This is a genomic window from Marinobacter sp. (assembly GCF_039977835.1).
In the GTDB taxonomy this organism is placed as follows: domain Bacteria; phylum Pseudomonadota; class Gammaproteobacteria; order Pseudomonadales; family Oleiphilaceae; genus Marinobacter.
This window is the reverse complement of sequence record NZ_JBDWCL010000071.1, coordinates 32,766-49,054: the sequence shown is the minus strand read 5'-3', so window position 1 is coordinate 49,054 and position 16,289 is coordinate 32,766. Positions and strand designations below refer to the sequence as shown.

General features: G+C 58.1%; 14 protein-coding genes. 12 read left to right on the top strand and 2 right to left on the bottom strand.

What is annotated here, in order from left to right; all coding sequences use genetic code 11:
* Positions 1-11: 11 nt before the first annotated feature.
* From ABJM11_RS20405 to ABJM11_RS20395, 3 genes are read left to right on the top strand one after another with little or no spacing between them, the layout of a single operon-like run.
* Entirely contained in the window at positions 12-695 is a 684-nt protein-coding gene (locus ABJM11_RS20405) for a TetR/AcrR family transcriptional regulator (RefSeq protein WP_348292364.1), read from the top strand.
* Positions 696-731: 36 nt separating this feature from the next.
* On the top strand, positions 732-2,195 hold the full coding sequence (locus ABJM11_RS20400) for an NAD-dependent succinate-semialdehyde dehydrogenase (protein ID WP_348292433.1): 1,464 nt from the start codon (positions 732-734) through the stop codon (positions 2,193-2,195).
* 24 nt (positions 2,196-2,219) lie between these two features.
* The gene (locus ABJM11_RS20395) at positions 2,220-3,443 is read left to right on the top strand and encodes a CaiB/BaiF CoA-transferase family protein (RefSeq protein ID WP_348292363.1); all 1,224 of its coding nucleotides are present in this window, start codon (positions 2,220-2,222) and stop codon (positions 3,441-3,443) included.
* Between the two features lie 44 nt (positions 3,444-3,487).
* On the opposite strand, the gene ABJM11_RS20390 is transcribed toward ABJM11_RS20395, so the two are convergent.
* Entirely contained in the window at positions 3,488-4,282 is a 795-nt protein-coding gene (locus ABJM11_RS20390; RefSeq protein ID WP_348292361.1) for an enoyl-CoA hydratase-related protein, read from the bottom strand.
* Positions 4,283-4,530: 248 nt separating this feature from the next.
* Here ABJM11_RS20390 and ABJM11_RS20385 point away from each other — a divergent pair, with 248 nt between their 5' ends.
* From ABJM11_RS20385 to ABJM11_RS20360, 6 genes are all read left to right on the top strand, one after another.
* Positions 4,531-5,346, top strand: coding sequence for an ABC transporter ATP-binding protein (locus ABJM11_RS20385; protein ID WP_348292360.1), 816 nt, complete (start codon positions 4,531-4,533; stop codon positions 5,344-5,346).
* Positions 5,346-6,224, top strand: coding sequence for a branched-chain amino acid ABC transporter permease (locus ABJM11_RS20380; protein ID WP_348292359.1), 879 nt, complete (start codon positions 5,346-5,348; stop codon positions 6,222-6,224). Before ABJM11_RS20385 ends, ABJM11_RS20380 begins: the two co-directional genes overlap by 1 nt.
* A 1-nt stretch (position 6,225) precedes the next feature.
* The gene (locus ABJM11_RS20375) at positions 6,226-7,269 is read left to right on the top strand and encodes a branched-chain amino acid ABC transporter permease (RefSeq protein WP_348292358.1); all 1,044 of its coding nucleotides are present in this window, start codon (positions 6,226-6,228) and stop codon (positions 7,267-7,269) included.
* 71 nt (positions 7,270-7,340) lie between these two features.
* Positions 7,341-8,549: an ABC transporter substrate-binding protein gene (locus ABJM11_RS20370; RefSeq protein WP_348292357.1), complete on the top strand. Its 1,209-nt coding sequence runs from the start codon at positions 7,341-7,343 to the stop codon at positions 8,547-8,549.
* An 8-nt stretch (positions 8,550-8,557) separates the two neighbouring features.
* Complete coding sequence (locus tag ABJM11_RS20365) at positions 8,558-9,367, top strand: ABC transporter ATP-binding protein (RefSeq protein ID WP_348292356.1); 810 nt, start codon at positions 8,558-8,560, stop codon at positions 9,365-9,367.
* A complete protein-coding gene (locus ABJM11_RS20360; RefSeq protein WP_348292355.1) occupies positions 9,364-11,166 on the top strand; it encodes an AMP-binding protein in 1,803 nt (600 codons plus the stop codon). The genes ABJM11_RS20365 and ABJM11_RS20360 overlap by 4 nt, the downstream gene beginning before the upstream one ends.
* 27 nt (positions 11,167-11,193) lie before the next feature.
* Here the strand turns inward: ABJM11_RS20360 and ABJM11_RS20355 are convergent, their stop codons facing one another.
* Positions 11,194-12,294 carry an NADH:flavin oxidoreductase gene (locus ABJM11_RS20355; protein ID WP_348292354.1) on the bottom strand — a complete coding sequence of 367 codons (1,101 nt, stop codon included), beginning with the start codon at positions 12,292-12,294 and terminating at the stop codon, positions 11,194-11,196.
* Between the two features lie 161 nt (positions 12,295-12,455).
* Between ABJM11_RS20355 and ABJM11_RS20350 the strand changes: the two genes are divergently transcribed.
* The 3 genes from ABJM11_RS20350 (at position 12,456) to ABJM11_RS20340 (ending at position 16,209) form a co-directional block, all read left to right on the top strand.
* On the top strand, positions 12,456-12,674 hold the full coding sequence (locus ABJM11_RS20350; RefSeq protein ID WP_348292352.1) for a DUF3565 domain-containing protein: 219 nt from the start codon (positions 12,456-12,458) through the stop codon (positions 12,672-12,674).
* A gap of 185 nt (positions 12,675-12,859) precedes the next feature.
* Positions 12,860-15,445, top strand: a complete 2,586-nt coding sequence (locus tag ABJM11_RS20345; RefSeq protein WP_348292350.1) for an EAL domain-containing protein — start codon at positions 12,860-12,862, stop codon at positions 15,443-15,445.
* 2 nt (positions 15,446-15,447) lie between these two features.
* Positions 15,448-16,209 (top strand): FkbM family methyltransferase, encoded by a 762-nt coding sequence (locus ABJM11_RS20340; RefSeq protein WP_348292349.1) that lies wholly within the window; start codon positions 15,448-15,450, stop codon positions 16,207-16,209.
* Positions 16,210-16,289: the final 80 nt, after the last annotated feature.

Below are 16,289 nucleotides of genomic sequence, written 5' to 3'. Positions count from 1 at the left end.
GCGTGGTATCAATGATTGAAAATTATGAGGCATTTCGTGACGAATTGAGCATGTCCAAGGAGGACGTGGTTCGTGAGGTGTATCGCCAGAACAAGGACAGAATCAGCATCAAGAAAGAGGCGACGGCGGTCAAGAACTTGATCCGGATCATCGAGTCGACGTTGAGACTGGCCAACTCCAAGGGCTTCCATGCCATGACCCTCAGAGATCTGTGTGCGGACTCGGGCATTAGCATGGGGGGGCTGTACGCCTACATTCGTAACAAGGATCACCTGATCCACCTGATCCAGAGCCATGGATTCACCATCACCCGCCGTACCTTGCTGCACTATACTGGCGAGGTAGATGACGTACGTGACAAGCTGTTTTCTGCGATCAAGGCACATCTTTACCTGAGCGAGCTGATGCGGTCCTGGTTCTATTTCTCCTATATGGAAGCGAAGAGCCTGCCGGCGCCGGAAAAGCGCGATGCGGTTGCCATTGAGCTGGAGATTGAGGATATCTTCCTGAGTGTCATTGAGGACGGCATCAAGGCTGGGGTTTACCGGCCAAGGAACGCCCGCCTCGTGGCTTCGATGATCAAGGCCCTGTTGCAGGACTGGTACCTGAAACGCAGGAAATATCGAGACCAGAGTGTTGCTGTTGACGATTATGCTGCGTTTGTCAGGGATGTAGTTGAAAGCTATCTGCTCTGAGGGTGCTGACTCTCTCCAGTGAGGACTGTAATGACTATCAGATTGACGAACCCGGAACTCTTGCGCGAAAGCGCCTACATCAATGGCGAGTGGGTCCAGGCGCGCTCGGGTAACCAGTTGACGGTAACCAATCCTGCCAATGGCGAGCAACTGGCAAATGTGCCCGACATGAGCGCGGAGGATACCCGAAGGGCCATCTCAGCGGCTGAGGCCGCGTGGCCGGAATGGCGTGCACTCCCGGCCAAGGAGCGAGCTGGCGTGCTGCGCCGTTGGTTCGAGCTGGTTATGCAGCATCAGGAAGACCTGGCCAGGTTGATGACAGCGGAGCAGGGCAAGCCGCTCTCGGAAGCACGCGGTGAGGTGGGTTACGGCGCAAGCTTCATCGAATGGTTCGCAGAGGAAGCAAAACGCGCCTACGGCGATGTGATTCCGGGCCATGGCCGGGATAAGCGAATTGTGGTGATCAAGCAGCCCATCGGAGTAGTCGCGGCGATCACGCCCTGGAACTTTCCGGTGGCAATGATCACCCGCAAGGTGGCTCCGGCTCTCGCTGCCGGCTGTCCGGCGGTGGTCAAGCCTGCAGAGGATACACCCCTGTGCGCCCTCGCACTGGCAGTGCTGGCGGAGGCGGCCGGTGTGCCCCCGGGGGTCCTTAACATTATCACATGCTCCAAGGCCCGGGCCCCGGAGGTGGGCGAGGAGTTGACGACCAATCCGGTTGTTCGCAAGGTGTCTTTCACCGGTTCCACGCCAGTGGGCAAACTGTTGATGCGCCAGGCCAGCGGCACCGTCAAGAAAGTGAGTCTGGAGCTGGGTGGTAATGCCCCCTTTATTGTGTTCGACGATGCCGACCTGGACGCCGCTGTGACCGGGCTGATGGCCTCCAAGTACCGCAATACCGGGCAGACTTGTGTCTGTGCCAATCGTGTCTATGTTCAGTCTGGTGTGTATGACCAATTTGTCGAAAAGCTCAAAGCAGCGGTCGGTAAACTGGTGGTGGGCGCTGGTCTGGAAGGTGAGACTCAACAGGGCCCGCTGATCAACCAGGCAGCCCTGGACAAGGTAAAGCGGCACATCGCTGATGCTACCGGCAAGGGCGCCAAGGTGGTCCTGGGGGGCAATGCCCACAGGCTGGGTGGCACCTTCTTCGAACCAACCATCCTTACGGACGTCACTCAGGACATGCTCGTGGCCAGTGAGGAGACGTTTGGGCCCGTGGCGCCGCTGTTCCGGTTTGACACCGAGGAACAGGCCATCGCCATGGCCAATGACTCGGAATTCGGTCTGGCCGCCTACTTCTACAGCAATGACATCAGGCGCATCTGGCATGTGGCTGAGGCCCTGGAAACCGGCATGATCGGAATCAACGACGGAATCATTTCCACCGAGACCGCGCCCTTCGGTGGCGTCAAGGAAAGCGGGCTTGGCCGGGAAGGCTCCCGGTATGGCCTGGATGAGTTTATGGAACTCAAATATCTGTGTCTGGGCGGCATGCGCTAAGCCCACGTTGGCAAGGAGAGTCGAATGGCAGGCCCCCTGTCCCATCTGCGCGTCCTCGATCTTTCCAGGGTTCTGGCTGGCCCCTGGGCCGGCCAGCTCCTCGGCGATCTGGGCGCGGAGGTCATCAAGATCGAGCGCCCGGGAACCGGTGATGACACCCGCTCCTGGGGGCCGCCCTATTTGCAGGGCGCTGATGGCAGCGCCGAACTCTCTGCCTATTTTCTGAGCGCCAATCGGAACAAGCAGTCCCTGGCGGTTGATATCGCCCACCCTGAAGGCCAGGCGCTGGTTCGCAAGCTGGTGGCCGAATCGGATGTGGTACTGGAAAATTTCAAGGTCGGCGGTCTCAAGCGCTATGGCCTGGATTACGACAGTCTGAAACGCCTCAACCCCGAACTTATTTACTGTTCTATCACCGGGTTTGGTCAGGATGGCCCTTACGCGAATCGCCCCGGCTATGATTTTCTGATCCAGGCCATGGGAGGGTTGATGAGCATTACCGGGCAGCCGGACAGCGAGCCTGGCGCGGGACCGGTGAAGGTGGGGGTGGCCCTGACTGACATCATGACCGGGCTATACGCCACCATCGGCGTACTCGCCGCTCTAAGCCATCGGGACCGAACGGGAGAAGGCCAATATGTGGAGGCCGCGCTGCTGGATGTGCAGGTGGCCTGCCTGGCCAACCAGGCAATGAATTACCTGACTACGGGTAAGGCCCCGACAAGAATGGGGAATGCCCATCCCAATATCGTGCCTTATCAGGACTTTCCCACGGCTGACGGCAATATGGTACTGACGATCGGCAACGATCAGCAGTTTGCCCGGCTGTGTGATGTGCTGGGGCATGCGGAGTGGGCGAGTGATGATCGCTTCGCGACCAACCGCGTCCGGGTGGCCAATCGCAGGGAACTGATTCCGAAGCTGCGGCAGGCCACGGTGATGCGGTCCACCCGGGAGTGGGTAGGCATCCTGGAGCGCGCGGGGGTGCCCTGTGGGCCAGTGAATACGCTGGATCAGGTATTTGAGGACCCTCAAATTCTGGCCCGGGGGATGAGACAGGCTGTCACCCACCCTGACCTGGGTGAGGTGCCGACGGTCGGCAATCCGATCAAACTGAAACTGACCCCGGTAACCTACCGCACGGCACCACCGTTATTGGGGGAGCAGTCGGATCGGGTCCTGCAGCAGGTTGCCGGTCTTTCTTCCGACGAGATCCAGACGCTCAGGGAACGGGGTGTCATCTCCTGAACCTCAACTGCACGGGACTAACAAGGGCGGGCGCCCACCCCTGTTTATCGGCCCTGGAACCGCGCAGCCCGCTTGGCCAGAAACGCCGCCACGCCCTCTGCGAAATCCTCCGTCCGGGTCATATCCAGAAAAGCCGCGCGCTCTGCTTCCAGGTGGTCGGCCAGTTGATCGCCGTTGGCCCTGTCGGTTAGTCGGCGGAACGCGCCGAAGGCCCGGGTGGGACCGCTGGCAATTTTCCGTGTGATGCTGGCCAACAGCTTTTCATAGCTGTCCTCCGGGGCATAATCGGTGATCATGCCCCAGCCTTTCGCTTCGGCGGCGCTGAGGGTTCTTCCCAGAAGCATCAATTCCGCTGCCCGGCCGGCACCGATCCTGTGTGCCAGGAACCAGCTGCCGCCACAGTCAGGAACGGCACCGATGCCATTGTAGGCGACCAGGAATTTTGTGTCCTCGCGGGCAACAATCACGTCCGACATCAGCGCAAGGCTCAGCCCCGCGCCGGCGGCCACGCCCCTGACTGCGGCGATCACCGGGGCGTCCATGCTGCGCAACAGCAGGATGGCAGGGTTGACCGCATCCAGAATTGCGCCAATGGCACGGCCGGCCTGCTCGGGAGAACCTGCCATGCTGGCGATATCGCCGCCTGCCATGAAGGCCCGCCCCTCGCCGGTAAGCACCACGCATCGTAACCCGTGGGCGTCCTCCAGCCCCTGGACAGCGGCCAGGAAAGCGTTTGCCAGGGGCACATTGATCGCGTTCAGGGCTTCCGGCCGGTTGAAGGTCAGTGTTGCCACACCGGTGTCGGGGTCAAAATGGGTGGTTACCAGTTTCTCGGCCATATCGTGCTTTTCTCACGCCGTAGCGCATCTGAAGGTCAGTTCCCTGCGTAACGTTATATCGTCCGTCAGGTAACAGCGTAGAAGGGTTTGCCTAATGTTGCCTGTATGGACTACTTTAAACTTGGGGCGGGGCGTGCCCCGAAGACAAGAAAAAACAAGAATTACAATCATCTTTGGGCGTAAACAGGGTAGCTGCCAGGCGTGTTCACATGCCTGTGTACCCGTCGCCAGGGGTGCCGGGAGGTGAAGTGAGCATCCTTGAAATCAGTAACCTGTCTCTGTCGTTTGGTGGTGTAAAGGCCCTGCAGGATGTCAGCTTCCGCGTGCCTGAAAGCACCATTACCACCATTATTGGCCCGAACGGCGCCGGCAAGACGTCACTTTTCAACTGCATTTCCGGTTTCTACAAACCCCAGCAGGGTACGATCAGTTACCAGGGTGAGGTGCTTTCCAGTGGCATCAAGCCTCCCAAACGGGCAGCGCTGGGCCTCGCCCGGACCTTTCAGAACATTGCCCTGTTCCGCGGCATGACCGTTCTCGACAACATCAAACTCGGTGCCCATGTTCACATGAAAAGTGGCCTGCTGAGTGCTCTGGCCTATTTCGGGCCGGCGCGGCGGGAGGAAATGGCCGTTCGCAGGGACGTTGAGCAACGAATCATCGATTTTCTGGAAATTGATCATATCCGGCGCCAGCCGGTGGCGAGTCTTTCCTATGGGTTACAAAAGCGGGTGGAGCTGGCACGGGCACTGGCCATGCGCCCGAAAGTGTTGATGCTGGATGAACCGGTGGCGGGCATGAACCGCGAGGAAAAAGAAGACATGGCCCGCTTTATTCTGGATATCCGGGAGGAGTGGGGCATTACGGTGCTTATGGTGGAGCACGACATGGGCATGGTCATGGATATCTCAGACCACATCGCAGTGCTCAATTTTGGTCAGGTCATTACCGAGGGGCTGCCCATGGATGTGCAGAAAAACCCTGAGGTGATCAAGGCCTACCTGGGCAACAGTGACATCGACAGCCTGCGCAGGAAGCTCAGCCCGGAAGGGGAGGCGGCCTGATGGACTGGTTGTTCTTCGGTGAAATCAGTCTGGCCGGGCTGGCCATGGGCGGGCTCTACTCGCTGATCGCGCTGGGTTTTGTGATCATCTACAAGGCCACCCGCGTCATTAATTTTGCCATCGGCGAAATCATGATGTTTGCCGCTTACCTGTTTCTGGCCTTTGCCGGTGGCATGGAACTCTCCCCATGGATTGCTCTCCCGATGGCGGTGCTTGGCGGCAGTATCCTGGGTGGGGTGATCGAAAAGGCCATGATCCGGCCGATGCTGGGTGAGTCTCCCATCTCGGTGGTGATGGTGACCATTGGTATTGCCAGCATCCTGGTAGGTCTGGTCGAGTTTGTCTGGACGGCCGATCCGCAATTGCTGCCCCGTTTCCTGCCCCGGGAACCGGTGTTTATCGGCCCGCTCTACCTGGCACCGAAGATTGCCTATGGTTTCCTGATCGGCGCATCACTGTTGGTTATCTACCTGCTTTACTTCCGCTTTTCACGGGGTGGCGTGGCGCTGAGGGCAACGGCCTCCGACCAGGCGGCGGCCTATTCCATGGGCATCAATGTGCGTCGGGTGTTCAACATGGCCTGGGTGTTCGGTTCCCTGGCCGCTTCGCTGGCCGGTGTACTGGTGGCCGCCACCGGCGGCCTGAGTCCCCAGTTCGGGATTATTGGCCTGAGTGTGCTGGTGGTGGTGATTGTGGGTGGTCTGGACAGCATCCTGGGGGCACTGATAGCGGGTGTGTTCATTGGCTGGCTGGAGACCGTAGCAGGGGCCTACCTGGGGGGAGAGTACCGGATGCCGGCGACTTTTCTGGTGCTGGCGGTAATTCTGGTGATCCGGCCCTACGGCCTTTTCGGCACCCACGAAATAGAGCGAGTATAAGATGCGCATCGGTGACGCAAAGCAGAGCTACGAGGCCGATGAGGCGATCTGGACCAGCCAGACCCAGAAGCTGTGGTTCGGGCTCTTCCTGCTGATTCTGTTGTTGTTCCCCTTCATGGCCGACTCCTACCTGCTGTATCTTGGCTGTCTTGTGGGTATTGCCGTGATAAGCACCACGGGCCTTAACATTCTGACCGGCTTTACCGGCCTGATATCCTTGGGCCAGGCCGGGTTCATGGGGGTGGGCGCCTACACCGTAGCCTGGCTCTCCCTCAACACCAGCCTGCCGTTTCCGGTCACTCTTCTGCTGGCCGGGTTGATGGCTGCCGGCGTGGGGATTCTGGTGGGGCTGCCTTCGCTGCGGGTAAAGGGGTTATACCTGGCGATTGCCACCCTGGCGGCCAGTGTTTTCCTGCATTTCATCTTTGCCGAATGGGAGTCGGTCACCGGTGGTATGGGCGGCCTGAGCATGGAACCGGCACATCTGTTCGGGCTGAGTTTCCAGAGCGACTTCATGATGTATTTCATCATCGTGCCGCTGGCGGTGCTGATGGTGCTTGCCGCTGCCAATGTGTTCCGGACCCGGATTGGCCGGGCGTTCATTGCCATCCGTGACCGGGATATCTCCGCCGAGATTCTCGGTATTGATCTGCTGCGCTACAAACTGATGTCCTTTGCGCTCAGCTCCTTCTATGCCGGCGTGGCTGGTGGGCTGTTTGCCTATTTCTACCGGGTGGTGACCCCGGAAAGTTTTCCGCTGTCCATGTCGATTTTCTATCTGGCGGCGGTGATCGTGGGCGGCATGGGGAATTTACTGGGAGGCATACTTGGTGCTGCCTTTATGACCCTGGTGCCGGAAGCGCTGAAGCTGCTGACGGCCGCGCTGACACCCTTCTACCCCAACGCCCCCGTATTTATGTCGCCAATGCTGGAGATTATTTTTGGTGCCCTGATCGTGGGCTTCCTGATTTTTGAACCCCATGGCCTGGCGGAAATATGGCATCGCATTCGTCGTTTTTTCCGCCTGTGGCCGTTCCGGAATTAATCGTGTTTCGACGGGCTGGTTGTAGAAGGCCCGAGCCACACCAACAACAAGAAGCCGCAAGGAGAAGGAACATGTTCAGAAACATTCTCGAAAAAGGTCGCCGGCTCGCCGGTCTTGGCAGTCTGGTTGCTGCGTTGACGGTAGCCGGGCCCGCAATGGCCCAGGACAAGGAGCCCATTGTATTCGGTGGCTCCATACCACTCTCAGGTGTGTTTGCCTTTGCCGGTATCCACATTCACGCCGGCCTGACGGATTACACCGACTGGATCAACAGTGAGGGCGGCATCAATGGTCATCCGGTGAAATATGTGATGGAAGACACCGCCTATGAGGTGGACCGCTCAGTGGCCGCCTTCAAGAAAATCTCCGGCAGTGACTCGCCGGCCACCTATTACGGTGACAGCACAGGATTCATGAAAGCCATTGCCTCGGAACTTAACAGCCAGGGCAACACGCTGATGAGCGGCGCCTCCTTCGCCACCGCGCTGACAGATAACGAGCAATACCCCTACCAGTTCATTCCCGGACCCAACTACAGCCAGATGTTCGGCATCATCCTGGAGTACATCGCAGATCAGGGTAAAGATGATGACATGCCGACGGTTGCCTTCGTCTACAGCGACACCGAATTTGGTAAGGACCCCATCGAGAATGGCAAGGCTCGCGCAGCCGAGCTGGGCATTGAAGTTGTTGAGGATATTGTTACCAAACCCGGTAGTGTGGATGTCTCTGCGGAAGTCCTTAAGCTGCGCCGGGTTCGTCCGGATTTCGTGGTGTTCCATGGCTATGTGCTCTCGCCGATCAACGAGTTCATGGTGCAGATGCGCCAGATGGGGCTGGATACCCAGTTCATGGGCACGTTCTGGTCGTCGGACAAGCTGATCATCGACAAGATGGGTGAGGATGCCGACGGCTACATGGGCGTGATGCCCTACAACTACTATGACAGCGAAGAAAGCGGACCGATGCTGGACGCACTGCGGGCCCAGGCCGAGAAGAGCGATCCCGAGGCAGGCTATCGCCCCACTGGCTACATGCAGGCCTGGTTCAATGCCATGGTGTGGACGGAAGTGGTCAAGCGCACCCTCGACGCCGGCAAGGAGCTGACCGGTGACAACATGGCCGAGGCGCTGGCTTCCATTGAGGACTGGGACACTGGCGGCATTATCGGCATTCCGGTGACCGTGCGGGATATGTCTTTCCCGGTGGGCCGTATCTGGCGGGTTAACGCGGACGAAGGTCGTTACGAGCCGGTATCGGACTGGATCCACCTCGACTGAGGGGCTGTATGGAAGCCTTACTGGAAATCGACAACATCGAGGTGGTCTACAACAAGTCGGTGCAGGTCCTCCGGGGCCTGTCACTGCGGGTACCGGAGGGTGCCATTGTGGCGCTCCTCGGCTCCAACGGTGCCGGCAAATCCACCACATTGAAAAGTGTTTCCGGCCTCCTGACGCTTGAAGACGGCGAAGTGACGGCCGGGGAAGTCCGTTTCCGGGGCAGGGATGTAAAGGGCAGGCCGCCAGAAAAACTGGTACGCAACGGGTTATTCCACGTGATGGAGGGTCGTCGGGTGTTCGAGGACCTGACTGTGGAGGAAAATCTCATTGCTGCTACGTACGCGCTCAGTGGTAACAGGCCGTCACTGAGCGACAGCTATGAGCTGGTCTACAACTACTTTCCACGCCTGAAAGAACGGCGCAAACAGCTGGCGGGGTACCTGTCGGGCGGTGAGCAGCAGATGCTGGCCCTCGGCCGGGCGCTGATTGCCCAGCCGCGGCTGATCATGCTGGACGAGCCTTCACTGGGGCTGGCACCGATGCTGGTGGAGGAGATTTTCACCATCGTGGCGCGAATCAACCGTGAGCAGGGTACGGCGATACTGCTGGTGGAACAGAATGCGGCCGTGTCTCTGGCGATAGCGTCTTACGGTTACATCATGGAGAACGGCAAGATCGTCATCGACGGCCCGGCCGACAAGCTCACCGCCAACGAGGATGTGCGGGAATTTTACCTGGGAGTGGGTGGCAAGGAAGGGGAAGCCCGCAGTTACCGTGATATCAAGCACTACAAACGCCGTAAACGGTGGCTTTCATGACAACACCATCCATACCTGATCTGACCCTGACCCAGATGTTGCGCGCCCATGCCAGAGAGCGGCCAGAGGCTCTGGCCCTGCGTCAGAAGGATTTCGGCATCTGGCAGGCCTATAGCTGGCAGGACTACTATCAGCGTGCCCGGCATTTCGGTCTGGGACTCCGTGCGCTGGGGCTCAAGGAGGGTGGCCATGTGGCCATTATCTCGGAAAACCGGGTGGAGTGGGTTATTGCCCAGATGGGTATTGGCATAGCACGGGGCATCTGTGTGGGAGTCTACCCGACCAGCCCCTGGAACGAGGTGGCTTACGTCCTTGAGCACAGCGATGCGGAAATAGTCGTGTGTGAGGATCAGGAACAGACCGATAAGGTGCTGGAAGCCTGGCCCGACCTGCCAAAGTTGAAGTACACCATTGCCGTCGATATGAAGGGGCTTGGCTATTATCCCGAGCCACCGACGGCGTTCGAGGAAATCGAGGCCAGGGGGAGGGAGTTCGAGAATGAGCACCCGGGGCTGGCGGATGAACTGCTGGATGGCCAGCAGATGGATGACACCGCGCTGATGGTTTACACCTCCGGCTCTACCGGCCGGCCGAAGGGCGCCATGATCAGCTGGGGTAACCTTCATGCCGCAGCACCGGGGCTTATTGAGCTGTTGCAGGCAGACGAACATGGGTCCTGCCTTTCCTACCTGCCGCTATGCCATGTAGCAGAGCAGGCGGTCACCAACATCGGGCCGGTTTACGCGGGCAGTTCCGTCAGTTTCGGTGAGAGCCTGCGGACAATACAGGAGGATTTGCGGGAAATTGCGCCGACCTTTTTCCTGGGGGTGCCCAGAATATGGGAGAAGCTGCATTCCTCCATCTACATCAAGATCCAGGAAACCGGACGGTTCCGAAAGGCACTGTTCAACTGGGCGATCCGGGTGTGTTCGCCCGCCGCTACCAAACCCCGGGCGCAGTGGAGCCTGAAAGAAAAATGCCTGTACAGCATCAGTTACCGGCTGGTTTTCCGGGCACTACAGAATTTCATTGGCCTGCGCCGATGCACCCTCGCAATGACCGGAGCCGCCCCCATCTCCACCGGCATTCTGGAATTCTTCCGGACCATGGGTATACCCCTGGTGGAAGTCTATGGACAGACGGAAAGCACGGGCGTTGCAACCGCCCAACCGGTGGATAACGTGCATCTCGGAACCGTGGGTGTTGCCATTGACGGTGTGGAAGTAAAGCTCGGCGAGCACAACGAGATCATCATGCGCGGCGGCAGCATGTTCAAGGGCTATTACAAGAACGAGGAAACAACCGCTGCAACCCTGAAAGACGGCTGGCTGCACACCGGTGATGTGGGCGAGTGGCGGGACGGCCAGCTCAGGATTGTTGACCGCCTGAAAGACATCATCATTACCGCCGGTGGCAAGAACCTGTCCCCGACCGAAATCGAAAACACCATCAAGGCCAGCCCCTATATCAAGGAGTGCATCGTGATTGGTGAGGCCCGGAAATATGTCTCTGCCCTGATCCAGATCGATTTTGACACGGTCGCCAAGTGGGCGGAGCAGGAGCGGATTGCCTACACCACCTTCCGCAGCCTGACGGAGCAGTCGCAGGTGAACGAACTGATTGAGGCCGAAGTGAACAAGGGCAATGAACAGCTGCCCCAGGTGGCGCAGATCAAACGCTTCCACCTGCTCACCAAGGAGCTCGACCACGACGATGATGAAGTGACAGCCACCATGAAGGTGCGCCGGAGCAAAATCTATGAGAAATACACTGACGTGATTGAGGCCCTTTACGCCTGAGGGGCGCAAAGGGTAAAGGTGGTTTTATCAGGCTGCGTTCCGCTTGCGCCAGGCCAGTTCATTGGTGATCGTGGCCTTGGGTTGCAGCATTCCGAAGTCGATTTCGGCAATTTCCTTGCCGTCTTTGAGGCGCTGCACGAAATCCGGATTGGCCAGAGCTTTTTTGCCCACTGCCAGCAAGACGCCGGGGAACTGGTTGGCCACTTCCTGGTAGTTGGTTTCTGTAATACCCCCATTTAGGATCAGATCGATACCCTGCACGTCGGCGGCAACGCTTGCCAGGCTCTGGTCACCATCGGTGAAATGCTTTCGGTTAACATCGCCGTCGGTGGTGTGGACAACGTCTGCGCCGGCATCACGAACGGCTTCGACGATTCTGCGGAAGCCAGCTGCGCCTTCGGGTAACTGGTAGTCAGGGTCGGTCACGGTACCTTGGGAAAGCCGGATACCGACCGGGTAGCCATCGCCAACGGCCTTACGAATAGCGTGAACCACTTCTACGACCAGGCGCAGGCGGTTCTCCAGGGAGCCGCCATAATTGTCATCGCGTCTGTTGAAATGCGTGCTCAGGAACTGGTTAAGCAGATAACCATTGGCGCCGTGAATTTCGATGCCATCGAAGCCAGCCGCTTTGGCATTCGCAGCGGACTGGGCAAAGCCGTCGATGGCTGTCTGGATATCGGCCTCAGTCATGGTGCTAGGTGTCTGCCAGGCCGTCTGGTCGCCGTAAAAGCTCAGGGGCGCCCCCTTGGGAACAACGTCACTGGGGCCGATTGGCTGGTCGGTGTAGTGGTTGGCCTGAAATTGAGCCCCGGCATGCATGAGCTGGACAAAGATCTTGCTGCCGGCTGCATGAACACGGTTAACAATCGTTGTCCATGCTTCAACCTGGGAGTCACTGACGATACCTGGCTGGTTTGCATACCCCTGGCTGGCTTTGTCGTCGGTGTAGGTGCCCTCAGTGATCACCAGGCCGAAACCGCCTTTGGCGTAGCCCTCGTAATGATCAGCCATAAGAGTATTGGGTGTGCCATCGACCTCTGCGCTGGTGCGCGTCATCGGGGCCAGAGCAAACCGGTTCGGCATTTCAATGGAATGGAAACTGACAGGCTGCATTGCGTCGCTCATTTGAACCCCTTTCGTTGTTGAAAAGCTATAAGGTTTGCATTGTCCGTGGGACCAGAGAATTCTTAAAGCGAAGATAATCGACCTAGCCCGTCAATATTTTTGAATGAGTGCTCAGGCGGCTGTTTTGCTGCAGCGTCGGAATTCCGGTATAGACTGAGCGTATGAAACAACCGATTACCGGCTACCACAAAGACGAAGAGAACCACTGGGTGGCCCAACTGGCGTGCGGCCATAACCAGCATGTGCGACATACGCCGCCGTGGGTGAACCGCCCGTGGGTTATCACCGAGGAGGGCAGGGAGTCGATGTTGGGGTTTAAGCTTGACTGCAGGAAGTGTGACGAGGGGGCGCCGAAAGATGAGAGAGGCGATCACCATTGATAATCTGTCATCTCACAGATGGAGGTCCACGGCGGCAGATAAAGTATAGTTAACGGACACGCCTTCAGGACTTCAAGTATTGTGAAGATCTTTGCGTAAGTACTCTGACAGTTCTCCTGGCAGTCTTTGCGTCTGGAGTGACAGGCAGGCTGGCGGAACGGCGTTCGAATCTTTAGGTGGGGGCTATGAAAGGTGTTGACCATCAGAATGTGTTACGCACACATGATGCGGAGTTCCGGACGCTGGTCGAAACCATGCCGCAAATTGTCTGGGTCACCCTCCCCGATGGGCGCCACATCGACTTCAATCAACATTGGCTGGATTTTACCGGGCTGACACTTGAAGAGAGCCTCGGACACGGCTGGAACCCGCCTTTCCACCCGGAGGACCGGGGGCTTGCTGCAGAACGCTGGCGACAAGCGATCAACAGTGGCGAACCCTATGAGATCGAGTACCGGCTACGTCGGTGGGACGGGGTTTATCACTGGATGCTCGGCAGGGCACTGCCCATGCGCGATGCTGAGGGCAATATCGTCAAGTGGTTTGGCACGTGCACGGACATTGATGATCTCAAGCGAACCCAGGATCGCCTGGATGAGGCCCAGCGCATCGGGAAGATCGGGGACTGGGAATACAATCTGGTCACCGAAGAAACAACCTGGTCACCGGAGGTCTACAGGATATTCGGAAGAGACATCCGGCTCGGCCCACCCCGAACCTTCCATGACAGCGCGGCTCTCTATGATGCTGAAAGTGCCGGTCTTCTGGAAGAAATGATCAGCCTGGGAATCGCCTCGGGCGAAGCTCAACAATTTGACCTTCGAACAAAGGGAGGCGACGGCAAACAGTCTCATGTCCAGATCGTTGCGGTCCCAAGGAAGGATGATCATGGTGAGGTGGCAGGTCTTTTTGGCACCGTTCAGGACATTTCCGAACGCAAACATGCAGAACTGGCCCTGTACGACAGGGCCCAGCAACAACTGCTCGTCGCAGCGCTTGGACGGTTTGCACTGTCCGCCGCGAGTCTTGACGATGTGTATGCCGAAGCTGCGTCAACCATCACAAAAGGGCTGAATGTGGAGTTCAGCAACGTCCTGCTGCTGAACGGGCCTCAAAACCCCCTGGTTCTGAAGGCCGGTATCGGATGGGGGCCAGGATGGATCGGTCGCCACGTGGACGACCCAATGGAGCAGACACAAACTCATCGGGTTCTTGCCTCCCGCGAACCGGTCATCATTCATGATTTCGGTAACGATTCGCGATTCACTCTCTCCGAACTCCTCTCCTCCCATGGTGTGGTCAGTGGTGTCGATGTGCTGGTTGGGGGAACTGAAAAGCCTGTTGGTGTTCTGGGCGCTTACGCCAGTACGCCCCGTAAATTCTCAACCGATGATGTCGGTTTTCTGCAAGGGGTTGCCAATATTCTTGGTGCTGCAGCCGAACGCCAACGAGCCAATGCCCAGCTTAGCCACATGGCTCTTCATGATCCGCTCACAGACTTGCCAAACCGTCTGCTCTTAATCGATCGGCTCAACGTCGCCCTGTCGCACGCCCAGCGGCATGATAAACAGGTCGCACTGCTTTTCCTGGACCTCGACCGGTTCAAACACGTGAATGACGTATTCGGGCATGCCCTGGGCGACCATGTTCTTCAAGAAGTGGCGAAGCGCCTGTCCCACTGCGTACGTTCAGAGGATACGGTTAGCCGACAAGGCGGCGACGAGTTTATTGTGGCCCTGACGGGCATTGACGAACAAAAGGATGCCGCCCTTATCGCTGAGAAGGTTCTCGCTGCCATAACCTCCCCCTTTGTTCTGGAAGGGACCGAAATTATCCTGGGCATCAGTATCGGGATTGCGTGTTTCCCCGGCGATGGCGAGGACGCAGAAACGTTGCTGCGTAATGCAGATGCGGCAATGTACGTTGCCAAGGACCTGGGGCGTAACGGTTACCAGTTTTACGCGCCTGAAATGAACATGCGAGGGCTCGATCGTTTAACCCTTGAAAGCGATCTGCATCGTGCCATCGAACGTAATGAGCTGTTTCTGATGTATCAGCCACAACTTGACCTCAACACCGGAGAGGTTGTCGGCCTGGAAGCGTTGGTTCGTTGGCAGCATCCCTCCCGGGGGCTCATATCTCCCGCCCAGTTTATCCCTATTGCGGAGAGCTGTGGGCTGATCACGCCGGTGGGGGACTGGGTGCTGGAGTCCGCCTGCAGCCAGCATGTTCGCTGGGTGTCTCAGGGTTTGATAAAAGGGACTATGGCGGTCAATATCTCGGCCCATCAATTCCGCCAGGCTGATTTCTGTGATCGGGTAAACGATGTGCTTTTACGTACAGGGCTGAAGCCTGCTCTACTGGAACTGGAGGTCACGGAAAGCGTGGTCATGCATGGCATTGACCAGGTTCTGCACAAGCTCAACATACTTCGTGAACTGGGCGTCACGCTTGCCATAGACGACTTCGGAACGGGCTACTCAAGTCTGAGTTACCTGAAGCAGTTCCCACTCCATCGATTAAAAGTGGATCAATCGTTCATCGGGGGGCTACCCGCTGACCTTGAGAGCAGCGCAATTGCCGAAGCGATCATCCAGATGGGACACAGTCTGGGGCTGGATGTACTGGCTGAGGGAATAGAGACCAGGGCGCAGGTAGCTAATCTTCAGTCCCTTGGCTGTGATGAAGGACAGGGCTTTCTGTACGCCAAGCCGCTGGCGGCCAACGAGTGCGGGGAGTATCTTCTTGAGGCCGAAAGCAACAGGAGGTGATCTTGCCCGTTGCCATTACCGACCAACTGAACCGCGGGTTGGGACTGCTGCGTTCTCTGTTTATCTATCGACGCCCTGGTCGCCAGAAGCCTTTACGCCGACTCTACAGTGAATTCATCCGCCCCGGGGATCTGGTATTCGACATCGGCGCCCATCTGGGGGATCGCGCCTCGGCGTTCGCTGCGTTGGGAGCGCGAGTGGTGGCGCTGGAACCGCAGCCTCAGTTGCTGCGCTTGCTGCGGTGGCTGACTTGGCATCAACCCGGGATAGTGTGCCTGCCAATGGCCGTGGGCCGGGCCCCGGGTAATGCAGAACTGGCACTGAGCTTTCGTACCCCTGCCGTAGCCTCATTCGATAGCCACTGGCGCGAACGAGTGCGGACAACGACGACCGGTTTTCGGCATGTTCGATGGGAAGGCTCGGTCACCGTTGCTGTCACCACCCTGGATGACCTTATACGGGAATATGGCAAGCCCAGCTTTTGCAAGATTGATGTGGAAGGCTTTGAAACAGAGGTGCTGGCGGGGCTGAGCCAGCCGCTGCCGGCCCTGTCCTTTGAGTTCGTGAATGGCACGCTGGATCAGGCATCGCGATGCCTTGAGGAACTGGAACGACTGGGTCAGTACGAGTTCAATGTCGTTGCTGGCGAGCAACGCTGTTTTATCTGGTCTTCCTGGCAGGAGCCGGAGCTGCTCCGGCATTGGCTTGATGCAGGCGCTGACGGGATCGCCTCAGGGGACATCTATGCGCGCCTTCTTACCTGAATACTGCTCTTGCGGAGTACCCGAATATATCCGATGCTGGATTCAGCACCGAAGCGATAAGGAATAACGTGGAGGGGAGA

What these genes read in the sequence shown, in the direction of transcription:
- ABJM11_RS20390 (WP_348292361.1), bottom strand. Translation starts at nt 4,282, where the DNA reads ATGGCCGAGAAACTGGTAACCACCCATTTTGACCCCGACACCGGTGTG.
- ABJM11_RS20345 (WP_348292350.1), top strand. Translation starts at nt 12,860, where the DNA reads ATGAAAGGTGTTGACCATCAGAATGTGTTACGCACACATGATGCGGAG.
- ABJM11_RS20365 (WP_348292356.1), top strand. Translation starts at nt 8,558, where the DNA reads ATGGAAGCCTTACTGGAAATCGACAACATCGAGGTGGTCTACAACAAG.
- ABJM11_RS20375 (WP_348292358.1), top strand. Translation starts at nt 6,226, where the DNA reads ATGCGCATCGGTGACGCAAAGCAGAGCTACGAGGCCGATGAGGCGATC.
- ABJM11_RS20380 (WP_348292359.1), top strand. Translation starts at nt 5,346, where the DNA reads ATGGACTGGTTGTTCTTCGGTGAAATCAGTCTGGCCGGGCTGGCCATG.
- ABJM11_RS20355 (WP_348292354.1), bottom strand. Translation starts at nt 12,294, where the DNA reads ATGAGCGACGCAATGCAGCCTGTCAGTTTCCATTCCATTGAAATGCCG.
- ABJM11_RS20395 (WP_348292363.1), top strand. Translation starts at nt 2,220, where the DNA reads ATGGCAGGCCCCCTGTCCCATCTGCGCGTCCTCGATCTTTCCAGGGTT.
- ABJM11_RS20350 (WP_348292352.1), top strand. Translation starts at nt 12,456, where the DNA reads ATGAAACAACCGATTACCGGCTACCACAAAGACGAAGAGAACCACTGG.
- ABJM11_RS20370 (WP_348292357.1), top strand. Translation starts at nt 7,341, where the DNA reads ATGTTCAGAAACATTCTCGAAAAAGGTCGCCGGCTCGCCGGTCTTGGC.
- ABJM11_RS20360 (WP_348292355.1), top strand. Translation starts at nt 9,364, where the DNA reads ATGACAACACCATCCATACCTGATCTGACCCTGACCCAGATGTTGCGC.
- ABJM11_RS20405 (WP_348292364.1), top strand. Translation starts at nt 12, where the DNA reads ATGATTGAAAATTATGAGGCATTTCGTGACGAATTGAGCATGTCCAAG.